This is a genomic window from Ralstonia sp. 1B3, assembly GCF_036631435.1.
In genome coordinates this window covers 37815-49759 of sequence record NZ_JAPNUG010000031.1, presented here as the reverse complement: position 1 = coordinate 49759, position 11945 = coordinate 37815, and the positions used below count along the sequence as shown (strand labels likewise).

The 11945-nt window shown below is 66.3% G+C and carries 11 protein-coding genes and 3 pseudogenes; 6 read left to right on the top strand and 8 right to left on the bottom strand.

Annotated elements, in window-relative coordinates:
• Positions 1-175: 175 nt before the first annotated feature.
• From OWR21_RS09215 to OWR21_RS09200, 4 genes and pseudogenes are all read right to left on the bottom strand, one after another.
• Positions 176-772, bottom strand: coding sequence for a LolA-related protein (locus tag OWR21_RS09215; RefSeq protein WP_442968612.1), 597 nt, complete (start codon positions 770-772; stop codon positions 176-178).
• Positions 769-1731 (bottom strand): LpxL/LpxP family acyltransferase, encoded by a 963-nt coding sequence (locus tag OWR21_RS09210; protein WP_332395056.1) that lies wholly within the window; start codon positions 1729-1731, stop codon positions 769-771. Before OWR21_RS09210 ends, OWR21_RS09215 begins: the two co-directional genes overlap by 4 nt.
• Positions 1728-3422, bottom strand: a pseudogene (locus OWR21_RS09205) (AMP-binding protein). The gene OWR21_RS09210 and the pseudogene OWR21_RS09205 overlap by 4 nt, the downstream one beginning before the upstream one ends.
• A 25-nt stretch (positions 3423-3447) precedes the next feature.
• Positions 3448-4122 (bottom strand): hypothetical protein, encoded by a 675-nt coding sequence (locus OWR21_RS09200; RefSeq protein WP_316888622.1) that lies wholly within the window; start codon positions 4120-4122, stop codon positions 3448-3450.
• 404 nt (positions 4123-4526) lie between these two features.
• Here OWR21_RS09200 and OWR21_RS09195 point away from each other — a divergent pair, with 404 nt between their 5' ends.
• Positions 4527-4787 carry a phosphopantetheine-binding protein gene (locus OWR21_RS09195; protein WP_147217165.1) on the top strand — a complete coding sequence of 87 codons (261 nt, stop codon included), beginning with the start codon at positions 4527-4529 and terminating at the stop codon, positions 4785-4787.
• A 54-nt stretch (positions 4788-4841) separates the two neighbouring features.
• Positions 4842-5610 (top strand): annotated as a pseudogene (locus OWR21_RS09190) (glycosyltransferase family 2 protein).
• Positions 5611-5624: 14 nt separating this feature from the next.
• Here the strand turns inward: OWR21_RS09190 and OWR21_RS09185 are convergent.
• A complete protein-coding gene (locus OWR21_RS09185) occupies positions 5625-6203 on the bottom strand; it encodes a TetR/AcrR family transcriptional regulator (protein WP_147217161.1) in 579 nt (192 codons plus the stop codon).
• A gap of 330 nt (positions 6204-6533) precedes the next feature.
• On the opposite strand from OWR21_RS09185, the gene OWR21_RS09180 reads away from it, so the two are divergent.
• Positions 6534-7115, top strand: a complete 582-nt coding sequence (locus OWR21_RS09180) for a tetratricopeptide repeat protein (RefSeq protein ID WP_147217159.1) — start codon at positions 6534-6536, stop codon at positions 7113-7115.
• Positions 7116-7266: 151 nt separating this feature from the next.
• Positions 7267-8100 carry a hypothetical protein gene (locus OWR21_RS09175; RefSeq protein WP_147217157.1) on the top strand — a complete coding sequence of 278 codons (834 nt, stop codon included), beginning with the start codon at positions 7267-7269 and terminating at the stop codon, positions 8098-8100.
• Positions 8101-8209: 109 nt separating this feature from the next.
• Here the strand turns inward: OWR21_RS09175 and OWR21_RS09170 are convergent, their stop codons facing one another.
• The 3 genes and pseudogenes from OWR21_RS09170 to OWR21_RS09160 form a co-directional block, all read right to left on the bottom strand.
• On the bottom strand, positions 8210-9019 hold the full coding sequence (locus OWR21_RS09170; protein WP_147217155.1) for a c-type cytochrome: 810 nt from the start codon (positions 9017-9019) through the stop codon (positions 8210-8212).
• Between the two features lie 49 nt (positions 9020-9068).
• Positions 9069-9482 carry a DUF6691 family protein gene (locus OWR21_RS09165; RefSeq protein ID WP_147217153.1) on the bottom strand — a complete coding sequence of 138 codons (414 nt, stop codon included), beginning with the start codon at positions 9480-9482 and terminating at the stop codon, positions 9069-9071.
• A 1-nt stretch (position 9483) separates the two neighbouring features.
• Positions 9484-9917: pseudogene (locus tag OWR21_RS09160) on the bottom strand (YeeE/YedE family protein).
• 204 nt (positions 9918-10121) lie between these two features.
• Between OWR21_RS09160 and OWR21_RS09155 the strand changes: the two are divergent.
• Together OWR21_RS09155 and OWR21_RS09150 are read left to right on the top strand one after the other, a co-directional pair.
• Positions 10122-11093: an alpha/beta hydrolase gene (locus OWR21_RS09155; RefSeq protein WP_332395054.1), complete on the top strand. Its 972-nt coding sequence runs from the start codon at positions 10122-10124 to the stop codon at positions 11091-11093.
• Positions 11094-11147: 54 nt separating this feature from the next.
• Positions 11148-11942: a hypothetical protein gene (locus tag OWR21_RS09150; RefSeq protein ID WP_147218574.1), complete on the top strand. Its 795-nt coding sequence runs from the start codon at positions 11148-11150 to the stop codon at positions 11940-11942.
• Positions 11943-11945: the final 3 nt, after the last annotated feature.

Sequence of the window (11945 nt, the reverse complement as noted above, 5' to 3'; positions counted from 1 at the left end):
CAACTGGTCGACCAGCACGCGCTGCTCCGCACTCGGCGATCGCGGCAGAAACGCCGACAAGTCCGCTGTAAAGCTGGTACGCCCGATCACGACCGCGCACAGCAGCAGGCCGGTCAACCAGACCAGCACCGCAGGCCGACGCAGGGCGTACAAGCGTTTCATGTGCGCGCCGTCTTCAGTTGCCGGGCACGCGTTGCAGGCGCATCAGCGAATGATCGCCGTCGGCCTGGCGGATGGCGACGCTGCGCAGTACATCGCGCGTGCCTTCCAGCGTGATGGTGCTGACCACCTTCTGCATGCGTGCGTCGAGCGGCGAAAGCGTGAGCGTCCAGTCATCGCCGTGGCCCGCGATGGCGACCTTGTAGATCGCCTCGAGCGCGTAGCGGTTGCCGGCCAGCGTCGCGCGGATGCTCTCGATAAAGGCGCCCAGCTCGGGGTACTGCGACAGCGGCATCGTGAACTTGCGCTGGTTGCGCTCCACGGTCAGCTTGTCGCCGTCAATCACGAGGTGCTCGGGCTTCGGCGCCAGGGTGCGCTTTTCCAGATGGTCGGGCGCGACGAACACCAGCTCGCCGGAGGATTCGATGGGCTGCGCTGCGATCGAGAGCGTCTTGGTTTCCGTGAACGTCGCGCGCCCCGACTTGTTGCGGGCGAGCGTCGACATCAGGCGGTCAAGCGTCCAGGCGGCATCCGCGGCGTGGGCGGTCGCAGCCAACATGCTGGCTGCGAGCATGGCCAGAAAGGCGCGGAGGAATAGGCGCGTTGCAGTCATGGCGTTTGTGTGGTCTGGCGCTCGGCCGGGGCGTGATCCCGCCCGCCGGCCGCGTCGGCATCCTGCCAGAAGTCGAAGTAGTTGAACCAGTTGTAGGGCGCGACGCGGCAGTAGTGCTCAACGCGTTCCACATAGCGGGCGAGGGCGGCTTGCACGGCGGCGGTGCGGTCTTCGCGGCGCACATCGGTGAAGTCCGCCAACGGATCGAAATGTACGGCGTAGCGATTGCCGCCAAGGTGCAGCCCCGTCATGAACAGCACGGGGCGCTTCAGCATGGCCGCCATGTGCAACGGCCCCAGCGGAAACGCTGCAGGGCTGCCCAGAAAATCCATCTGCTGAACGGACGGCCCCGCGTCGCGCAGCAGCGTGCGATCGGCCAGCATGCCGACGAGCCGGTTGTCATCCAGCGCTTCGCGCACTTGCAGCATGGCGTCTACCCGGCCCAGCGGAATGACCTCCGGCGCCGCTGCCGGGTTGATGGCGGCAACCGCAGCGTTGATGTTGCGTGCGTTCTCTTCGTACATGGCGACGGCCACGCGCAGGTCCGGCACCGTGCGGCCGAGCGCGCGCACCACCTCGAAGCTGCCCAGGTGCGCGCCCAGCAGGAACGCGCCGCGCCCCTGCGCCAGCACGTCGTGCACGTGGTGCTGGCCCTGCAACTGGATGTCGAACAGATCGAAGCGACCGCTGATCAGGTAGATGCGGTCATGGATGGTCGTGGCGAAGGTGAACATGTGGCTGAACACCTCACGCAGCGTGGCCGGCCGCCCGAGCGCGCGCTGCAGATAATCACGCGAAGCACGCCGCGCCTCCGGCGACGCTGCGACGAAATACAACGCAATCAGCCACAGCAGGACGCGGCCAAACGGCCGCCCCAGCCGAAGAGACAGCCACGTCATCACCCGCAGCAGCGCGAGGTTGCTGCGCTCCGGACGCTCGGCCCAGTCGGTGCGCTTCATGCGGCAACGCCCTCCGGCGCCGATGCGGACAGCACGCCGCTGGCCACCTCACGCTCGCCCGCGCGGATGGTGAAGCGCACGGCGTTGCTGGCTGTCGTTTCGAACGCGAGGTCGAGCCATTCCGCGGGTGCGGCAGGACTGAGAAACTTGGCCGAGCTGATTTTGCAGGCATCCAACGGGCGGCCCAGCGCCGCACCGATCGTGTGGAGCGCATGGTCGAGCAGCACCACCCCCGGCACGATCGGGTGACCGGGAAAATGCCCGGCAGCGCCGGGTGATCAGCGGGAATGGTGAAGCGCATGGCGGGCTTGTCTGGGCTGCGATTCGAATGCTGTGCGACCAGCGCGGCCAGCGCATCGCGGGGCAGTTTGCCGGTCTCGTTGCGCGGCAGCGCGTCCACGAGCAGCAGCGGGCGCGGTAGAAATGCTGCATCGATGCGGTCGTGCAGCGCGCGCAGTACGTCCGCCGCGCTCAGCCCCGGCGCTACAACCAGCGCCACGAGGCGCGTGACCGCCGCGCCGCCGTGCGTGTGGCGCGGCGGGCGCATCGTCCGGCATGTAGAAAACGCCATCCTCCACACCCGGAATCGCGTTGAGTTGATGGTTCAGGTACGCCAGCGACGACCGCTTGCCGGCAATGTTGATCAAGTCAGCCTTGCGCCCGTGCAGCAGAAAGTGCGTCTCGTCGATCAGCTCGATTACATCTCCCATCGGCACCGCGGTTTCGACGTGTCCGCCGTAGACCCACACCGTCGGGCCGTCGTCTTCCGGCGTGCCGGGGCGCGTCTCCATGCGGACATCGGGGTACAGGCGCCACGCGGTTTGCTGTGCGGTGCGGCGCGTCGCCACCTGGCCGGTTTCGGTGCTGCCGTAAATCTCCAGGAGCGGCGCGGACAAGCGCGTCTCGGCCTCCCGCGCCAGCGCCTCCGACAGCGGCGCAGTCGCCGACAGCACGAGCGATGCGCTCGGCAACGCAGGCTCCGATGCCAACAGCGCCCGCAGATGCACCGGCGAGGTCACCAGCACGCGCGGCTGCGGTACGGCTTCCAGCGCCTCCCGAATGTCCGCCGGATAGAACGGCTGCCGGTTGCTGAACGCCAAGCCGCCCTGCAGGGCCAGCAGGACCGTCACCTCAAAGCCGTACATATGCTGCGCCGGCACGGTGCCGACCAGCGTGAAAGCGCGCCCGTCGCTCAGGCCGAGGTGGTCGACTGCCGTGCGCATGCAGCGCACCAGCGCGCCCCACGTCTTGCGATGCGGCACCGGCGTACCGGTGGATCCGGACGTGAACAACACCGCCATGACCTGTGACGCGTCGATCTGCGGCACGTCGATGGGCGATGCGTCGCCGGTTAACGCGTCGGGATAACGGAAGCCCGGCAGGTCGACGGGGCATGCAGCCGCGTCGTGCAGGCAGAACACGTCCGGCGCGAATGCGGAGAGCTGACGCACCATCTGCGGCGTCAGCATGGGCGGCAGCAGGCTGACCTTGCCGGCCACCAGCGTCGCGCACAGGCCGACGGCAAAGCGGTAGCGGTCTGCGCAGGCGTTGAACACGTGGCCGCCGGGCGGCAGCATCGGGGCCAGCGCCACCACGTCGGCCAGGAACGCGCGCGCTGAAACGGGCGCGCCGTCACGCCACGCGAGCGTTTGGTCGAGCGTTGAATGAGAGACCAGCGGGTAAGTCGGCATGAAGCAAATCTTGAGGCGTGTGGGTTCAGCGGGACCGCTCTGTGGCGATGGGTGTGGCGTGCCCCGATTGCTGCGATTGCCGATAGGCGCGTACCGCATCGAACAGGCTGGAGCGCGGCTCGCCGCGCAGCACGATGCGGCGGCAGAGGTATTCCGCCACGAACATCATGCCCACCAACGGCAGCGAAAGGTAGTTCGCGAACGTCGACCACGTTACGGTCGATGCCGTGGCAAACAACACGGTGGACACGGCCGCGGTTGCGAGGAAGAACAGCGTCCATGCGAGCGTGACCTGCCGCGAGTAGCGCGCAATGCGCGGCGTGAGCGTGCCGTGCACGATGTGGGCAAAGCGCGTGCACAGCGGCTCGCGCCCCGCCACCAGCGTGCGGCCGAACACGTAGGCCATCATCAGGTTGAAGCTTGCATGTTCTGCGTACAGGCCCCAGTCGAAATGCATGGCCAGCGGCGCGCGCACCATCCACAGCACTCCACAGACGAGCAGCCACAGCGGCACCAGCCATGTGCGATGCGTCGAACGTGCGGCTGCCACCAGCGCAACTGCCAACGGCGGCACCAGCGCCATCGCAAGGCCCACGCCATGCGCGCCCGGCGTGGCCGCTGCGTAATGCGCGCCGACCTGATACGCCACCACGGCGCCCACGCCGGCAGCGCCGCGCGCAAAGCTGGTCAGTGGGTGCATGGCGGGACGAGGTGGCAGGAGTGGCACTGCATGGTTGTCAGTGAGCGGGCAAATCGATCATGGGGCGGGCACATTCTAGGGCCCCGGGCCTGTCTTGCCGGATCCCTTGGCGATGTGTTTGTAACCGGATGTACGGCGCTTGACAGAGCCTTCCGCGTGCCCCTTGCCGCTTTGCGGTGCCAGACAAGCCGTTGAATCGTTTGCGTCACTTCGTGTCATCGTCGCGATATGCGGTCTTTGTCACGGTTTCGCGCTATACGGGGTGTGACCCTTCGTCTAGAATCCGCCTAGCTTAAACGACCCCTTTCACAGGCTGGGCTGGACAAGGCAGGGGCTTCGGGCAAGGAGATCGTCGTTGGCTCTGCCGCAATCCCCACCGCATGCCGCCTGTGGTTGCAAGACCGATGAACGACCTGGAAAAAGAGCTCGCCGCGCTCATGATCGGCGAACTGAATCTCGAAGACATTCAACTCGATGCCCTGACCGCCGACACACCGCTGTATGGCGAAGGGTTCGGGCTCGATTCCATCGATATCCTCGAAGTTGCGCTGCTGATCTCCAAGAAATACGGCTTCGAGCTGCGCTCGGGCGATCCCGACAACCAGAAGATCTTCGCCTCGCTGGGCTCGCTCGCGGCCTACGTGGCAGCGCACCGCACGCGATAGGCTCGCGCCAGCGCCCGACGCATTCCGCTTTCAACGTTTGGCCGGACCGACGCCATGCCGATGACCGGCGCTTCCACCACGCACCTCGTTCTGATTCCCAGCTACAACCCTGGCCCCAAGGTTGACGACACCGTACGCAGCGCGTGCGCAGTGGAACCCTGTCTGGGTCGTGGCAGACGGCAGCACCGACGGCAGCACCGAACGCCTGCAGGCCATGGCCGCGCAAGACCCGGGGCTGCGCGTGATCGTGCTGCCGCGCAATCGCGGCAAAGGCGTGGCCGTGCTGGCCGGGCTGGAAGCCGCTGCCTCGGCAGGCTTTTCCTACGTGCTGACCATGGACGCCGATGGCCAGCATCCCGCAGACCTCATCCCCGAATTCATGGCCGCTTCGCAGGCTGCGCCCGACGCGATGATCCTCGGCCAACCGGTGTTCGACGCGACGGCGCCGCAGATTCGCGTGCACGGCCGGCGCCTCTCCAATGGCTGCGCAGACATTGAGACCCTGTGGGCCGGTATTGGCGATACGTTGTTCGGCTTTCGCGTCTATCCGATAGCGCCGCTCGCGGAGATCATGCGTCGGCACACATGGATGCGCGGTTTCGATTTCGATCCGGAAGCGGCGGTACGCCTATGTTGGGCGGGCGTGCGCCCGATCCGGCTGGCGGCGCCGGTGCGCTACTTCCGTGCGCACGAGGGCGGGGTGTCGCATTTCCGGTATCTGCGGGACAACGTCCTGCTCTTCGGGATGCATCTGCGCCTGACGGCGGAGGGCATGCTGCGGTTGCCGTCGATGATTGCGCGTCGGGTGCAGCGCGGTTGGTAGCTTGCGCGGCGGGATCAGACCGCTTCCGTGGCGGCCCTGGCCTGGTTCAGCAGGGTTTCGGCGGCGTGCCAGGCTTGCGACGCGGCGGACGGATCGCCGATCGCGCGGGCGTCGGCCGTGGCGCCCGACAGCAGCATCACGTAGACCCCCGCAAGTTGCCGTGCCGTCTTGGCGGGCACCACATCCTTGAGCAGCGTTTCCATCATGGCGAGCAGATCGTCGCGGTAGCGCACCGCCACGTCGGTCACCTTGGGGCAGGTGGCGCCAAACTCCGCCAGCGCGCGTTCGAACAGGCAGCCCGCAAACTCGGGGGTGCGGAACCACGTGCCGTACCAGTCGAAGATGCCCTTGAGGCGGGCGGTGGCGTCGGGCATGGGGCTGAGCTTCTCTGCAATGCTGCCCATGACGAACGTATAGCGCTGCTCCAGCACTTCCTTGATCAGATCTTCCTTGCCGGCGAAGTGCCGGTACAGCGTCATACGAGCAACGCCGGACTCATCGATGATCCAATCGACGCCCACGGGGTGAAAGCCGTGCTGGGAAAACAGCTCGCCGGCCTTGTCCACCACCTGTTGGCGCTTGCTTGCGCGCATTGCCACCTCTCTTGATTGCTGTGCCGCATCTTAGCATCGGCGCTTTGTTGCGACCTTGGGGGATCTGCCCCGAACCCGATTGGCCGCAAAGTGTTGTTGCCATGTCAGCTTTACGCTTTGGTAACACAACGGCGCCGGCTTCCCGCTAAAGTAGACCGATCTATATCATGTGCCCGCACACCGTGCGGGGACGCGGAAGGGAAAGCATTGTGCGGCCGATCTGGCGGCGCCGGTTTTGCGAACGGGATCGCAAAAGACGACCGGCACTCGCCAGGCGCTCAACGGACTTTCTCTCCAATCAACAGCAACAATAAAAAGAGGGTCAGGCGAATGCGGAATCGTTTGCTGATGTTGGGGGTCGTGTCACTGCTGGCCGCGTGTGCCCAGCCGCAGCCGCCCAGCGATGTGGTGCGGGTATGCGACGACCGCGGCTGTGCCGATCGGCCGAAAGCCCAGGTGTCGTTTGACCAGGCGAATATCCCCGACGAAGATCCGCGCATGACCGCCCTCAAGGAAGTTGCCAAGCGAGAGCCGAAGGCCGCCTACGACCTGGGCCTGCGCTATTTCCGCGGCGACGGCGTCCGCCAGGACAGCTACCAGGCACTGAACTGGATGCGCGAGGCGGCCGAGCACGGCAACCTGCAGGCGCAGAAGGCGCTCGGCGCGTTCTACCTGTTCGGGCTGGAAGAGATGGGCTCCGACCCGCGCGAAGCCGAAAAATGGCTCTCGATTGCCGTGAGCCGCGGCGACAAGGAATCGAAGAAGCTGCTTGAGCAAGCCCGCGCCGCCAAGAAATCCGACGAAGACGACTACAAGTGGCGCGCGCAATGGCGCAGCACCTATTACGGCTATTGGTATTCGGGCTATCCGTACCTCGGCGTCTGGCGTCAGACGAGCTGGTACTGGTATTGAGCAGACGCCGCAGTCATCCGTTTCAAAGCGTTTCAAGGCAGTTCGGGGAGGGGGAAAGCCTGTTGCACACCTCGCACGCCTGATCAAGGGGGCTTATTGAGTCGCAGGACGCATAAGCCGAACATCGACTCAATGTGAGCCACACAACAATATGAACACCAATCTTCTCAGCCGCACTGCCAAGGCCGCAGGCGTAGCACTGATCACCGCTTCCCTGACCGCCTGCGCTGGTGGCGGCATGGTCACTCCGGGCGGCCAGAACGCCGGCGTGAGCGGCGCTGCGGCCGGCGGCTCCAGCGTGGGCGCCGACCCGACGCTCGAGCGCTGCGCCTCGCCGCTGGGCACCATCGCCATGGACGACGGCCGCAACGCCGACTGGTACGGCCAGTTCGGCAGCGCCACCAAGGTGACGACGATCGATCCGCTGCTGCGCATGGCCGTGCAGCAATCGAACTGCTTCGTGATCACGTCGATCGGCAACCAGAAGACGGACGCGCGCCTGTCGCGCATCACCGATCTGCAGCGCAACTCCGGCGAATACCGCGCCGGCTCGAAGCAGCAGAAGGGCCAGCGCGTGGCGGCTGATTACTACATGGAGCCGCAGATCATCATCAACGACTCGCCGATCGGCGGGGTGGCAGGTGCCGTGGGCGGCCTGCTCGGCAACAGCGCCATCGCCGCGCTGGCCGGCAGCGTGAAGTCGAAGGCTTCGGTCGTGACGCTGACCCTGTTCGACGTGCGCTCGGCCGTGCAGATCGCCGCCGCCGAAGGCAGCTCGACCGCGACGAACTACGGCGCCGTGCTGGCCGGTTTTGGCGGTGGCGTGGGCGGTGGCCTGGCAGGCTTCTCGGCGACGCCGGAAGGCAAGGCCACGGTGGTCGCCTTCATCGACGCATGGAACAAGATGGTCGTCGCCCTGCGCAGCTACAAGGCGCAAGACGTCAAGGGCGGCCTGGGCCGCGGCGGTCAGCTGAAGGTCAACTGATCAGGATTGAACGGGGAAAGCACTGCGAGGGCGTTCAGCGCCCCGAAGTGCGAAAGCAAAGCCTGCGGCGGTTGCGTCGCAGGCTTTTTGTTTTTGAATCGGGCGGCGCTCAGCGCGCGTCTTTGGGCTTGTCGCCCTTGGGCCAGTCCTTGGCGCGCGCGGCATAGTCGGGGCGGGGCTGCTGGGTAAAGAAGGCTGCCACGTCCACGGCCTCCTGCGCGGTCAGCGTGCCGCCCTGACCCAGCGGCATGTTGTGCTTCACGAAGGCCGCGGCGGTGTACATGCGGGCCATGCCCGCGCCTACGTTGAACGAATCCTTGCCCCATAGCGGCGGCATCAGGTAGCCGCCTTGCGGGTTGGGCAGCCCCTGGCCCTCGACGCCATGGCAGGCGGCGCAGCGCTGGGCGTAGATCGCTTTGCCGTTGTCGCGGTTCGGGGCGAGCGCGGTGTCGATCTTTTCAAAGCCGCGCCCCGTCACGTTGGTGCCCACGGGCACGCCGCTGGAGAGCCATTTCATGTAGGCGAGGATGGCGTTCATGTCTTCGCCGTCGAAGGCGATGGGCTTGCCGTTCATCGAGCGCTGGAAGCAATCATTCACGCGCTGCTGCAGCGAGATGACTGCGCCGCTGCGCGAGCGGTACTCCGGAAACGCGGCAGTCAGCCCCACCCATGGTGATGCGTAGGGCGTCGTGCCGCCATTGAGGTGGCAGCTCGTGCAGTTCAGGCCGTTGCCGACGTTGTGCGGCAGCTGGCGCTTGGTGTCGGTGAGGATCAGCTTGCCGCGCTTGATGGCGTCGCCCATGGGGCCGGCGGGGATGGTGGCTTCGTCCGGTACCGGCAGCGTCGCCGGCGTTGTTTGTGCGAAGGCGGATGTGCCGATGGCCAGCGCCAATGCAGCGCCGAGTGTGCGGAGCGTCATGTTGTCCCCTGTAGGTTTGTTGTGGTTGATATGCGGCAGTGCCGCCTGGCTAGCGCTTGCGTTGCAGCCACGTGAAGACGGCCATGCCCACCAGCATGGCGGCGACAAAGCCGACAGCCTTTGGCACGCCCGCGCCCAGCGCCACCAATGCCGGCCCCGGGCAGAAACCTGCCAGCCCCCAGCCGATGCCGAAGACGGCGCTGCCGAGCACGAGCCGCGTCGTCACGCCAGTGGCTGACGGCAATTGGATCAGCGTGCCCAGCCACGAGCGACCGCGCCGCCGCGCCACAAAAAAGGCGATCGTGCCGACGGCAATGGCTCCGGCCATCACGAACGCCAATGAAGGGTCCCATTGACCGAACAGATCCAGAAAGCCGAGCACCTTGGCTGGATTGGCCATGCCCGACACGATGAGCCCCGCGCCAAACAGCAGGCCCGCAACGAGCGCGATCACGATGGCCATGTCAGCCTCCGACCACGTGGCGCACCACGAAGACGGTCACGATGCCGGCCGTCATGAAGGTGAGCGTGGCCACCAGCGAGCGCACCGAGCCGCGCGACAACCCGCACACGCCGTGGCCGCTGGTGCAGCCGCCTGCGTAGCGCGTTCCGATGCCGACCAGGAACCCGGCCGCCAACACCTCGCCCCAACCTGCGGCGATTTCCGGAACCACGGGGTGGCCGAGCAGTGCGGCAATCACCGGCGCGCCCATCAGGCCGATCAGGAAGGCGATGCGCCAGTCCATATCGCCGCGCGGCGCAGCAGCAGCCCACCGACGATGCCGCTGATGCCCGCAATGCGGCCTGCGCCCAGCACCAGCACGGCTGCCGCCAGCCCGATGATCAGGCCGCCGACGAGGGCAGCGCCGGGAGTGAAATGTGCGAAGTCGATCGACATGGGAAAAAGGGGCGCGGGGCGGAAAACAATCTAGATTTCCATAATATATAAATTTATAGACTGTTTGTCATGTGCCGGGGCAAGTAAGGGCCAAGCCATCCGGGCGTTGCCCGATGGGGACACTCGCGCCAAAACAGGGCGGGAACCGATTGTCTGGGCAGTGCTTCCTCGCTAGGCTGGGGTTTTGCAGCGGAGGGTTGCGCGATGAGCTGGCAGAACTGGGTCGTCTCACGAATGGTGCGCAACCAGATCAAGAAGCCGACCGAGCGGGAGCCCTTCGATCCCATCGCCACGCGCCTGCATGCCGAGAAGCGCAAGATGCCTTTGCCGGTGGAGCTGCCGCCGGACTGGTGCATCGTGCCGGCCATTGGAGCCCACGGCGATGGCCTCACCGGCGAATGGATCGAACCCGCCGATCCGGACCTGCACGACGACGCGCCGGTCGTGCTTTACCTGCATGGCGGCGGCTACTTTTTCTGCAGCCCGCGCACCCACCGTCCGATCACCATTGGCCTCGCCACACATGCGCGGGCGCGTGTATGCGTGCCGGACTACCGGTTGGCACCCGAGCATCCGTTTCCAGCGCCGGTTGAAGATGCGCTGTTGACGTATCGCACGCTGCTGGCGCAAGGCGTCCCCCCATCGCGCATTGTGGTGGCGGGCGATTCCGCTGGCGGCGGACTGGCGTTGGCGCTCCTAGTGGCCTTGCGCGATGCGGCGGATCCGCTGCCGGCTGGCGCCGTGCTGTATTCGCCGTGGACCGATCTTGCCGCCACCGGCCAAAGCCTGATCGACAACGATGAATCCGACGTGATGTTTCGCGGCGCGTGGATGGCGCACGGTGCCGCGTTGTACCTGGGTGATTCGGGCGCACCGACGGACCATCCGCTCGCGTCGCCGCTGTATGCCGATTTCAGGGGCTTGCCCACGCTGCACTGCTATGTCAGCACGAGCGAAGTGCTGCGCGACGACACCCTCCGAATGGCCGAGCGTGCGCGGGCCGCCGGGGTATCCGTTTCGGTAGAAATGGGGCGGCGGCTTCCGCACGTGTGGCCGATCTTCTATCCTTTCCTTCCAGAGGCGCGCGTAGCGCTCAAACGATCGGGCGAGCAGATCAGGCGACTGGTTGCCGCCCAGCATGAGAACCGAGAACCGGTGGAACTGACACCGGCATGACCCAACCGGCGCCCCTGCGTAGCCCGGTCGGGATGCGCAAACGGGGAGCCCAGCATGCGTCGGGTGGTGGTATTGGGTGTGGTGCTGGCCGTGGCGGCCGGTGCCTGGCAGTGGAGTCGGCTGCATCGGCTGAGGCTGGCGGATGTGCGCTTTGCGCCGATCGAAAACGTCGCGGCCGCGACCGGAACAACGGGCGCCCACGCCTTCAATGCCAACAAATCGCACTGGCTCAAGGCGTGCGACCAGGCGTTGGGCCCGATGCGCGTGGAGGTGCGTGCCACCGAAACGCCGCTGTCCTTTTCCAACGACCGCTCGGTCGAGCAGCTCACTGCCGAAGCGCCACCGTACGATCGCTCAGCGCGCGTGCTGGGCAAGACGTATGCGACGCTGCTGGCGCGCTTCGACGTGACGAGCCGATACATGGCGATCGCCACGCAGCCGGCCACGACCTGCCTGCGGCCGTCCATTTCGGTGGAGCTGGTGCTGAACAATTTTCGGGTGACCGTCGCGCGCGAATTTGCGCCGGGCACGTGCGCGTACAACGCCATCCGCGAGCACGAATTGCGGCATGTGGCCGTCAACCGCGCCGTGCTGCCGCACGCTGCCGAGGTCATCCGCAAGGAGATCGAGAGCGAATACGGCGGCCGGCTCTACTTTGGAGACCCGGACCGCATTGCCGCCGATTTGCAGGCAGCGCTCACGCGCCATTGGCTGCCGCGTGCGCAATCGCTGATCGAACTGGGCTTGCAGGCGCACGAGCAGATCGATACGCCGCGTGAGCAGGAGCGCATGAGCCGCGTGTGCAACGGCGAGGTGCAGGCCGTGTTGCAGCAACTTACGCGCAGCTAGCGC

Coding starts and splice junctions, on each gene's coding strand:
- OWR21_RS09215 (WP_442968612.1), bottom strand. CDS start 772: ATGACTGCAACGCGCCTATTCCTCCGCGCCTTTCTGGCCATGCTCGCA.
- OWR21_RS09210 (WP_332395056.1), bottom strand. CDS start 1,731: ATGAAGCGCACCGACTGGGCCGAGCGTCCGGAGCGCAGCAACCTCGCG.
- OWR21_RS09200 (WP_316888622.1), bottom strand. CDS start 4,122: ATGCACCCACTGACCAGCTTTGCGCGCGGCGCTGCCGGCGTGGGCGCC.
- OWR21_RS09195 (WP_147217165.1), top strand. CDS start 4,527: ATGAACGACCTGGAAAAAGAGCTCGCCGCGCTCATGATCGGCGAACTG.
- OWR21_RS09185 (WP_147217161.1), bottom strand. CDS start 6,203: ATGCGCGCAAGCAAGCGCCAACAGGTGGTGGACAAGGCCGGCGAGCTG.
- OWR21_RS09180 (WP_147217159.1), top strand. CDS start 6,534: ATGCGGAATCGTTTGCTGATGTTGGGGGTCGTGTCACTGCTGGCCGCG.
- OWR21_RS09175 (WP_147217157.1), top strand. CDS start 7,267: ATGAACACCAATCTTCTCAGCCGCACTGCCAAGGCCGCAGGCGTAGCA.
- OWR21_RS09170 (WP_147217155.1), bottom strand. CDS start 9,019: ATGACGCTCCGCACACTCGGCGCTGCATTGGCGCTGGCCATCGGCACA.
- OWR21_RS09165 (WP_147217153.1), bottom strand. CDS start 9,482: ATGGCCATCGTGATCGCGCTCGTTGCGGGCCTGCTGTTTGGCGCGGGG.
- OWR21_RS09155 (WP_332395054.1), top strand. CDS start 10,122: ATGAGCTGGCAGAACTGGGTCGTCTCACGAATGGTGCGCAACCAGATC.
- OWR21_RS09150 (WP_147218574.1), top strand. CDS start 11,148: ATGCGTCGGGTGGTGGTATTGGGTGTGGTGCTGGCCGTGGCGGCCGGT.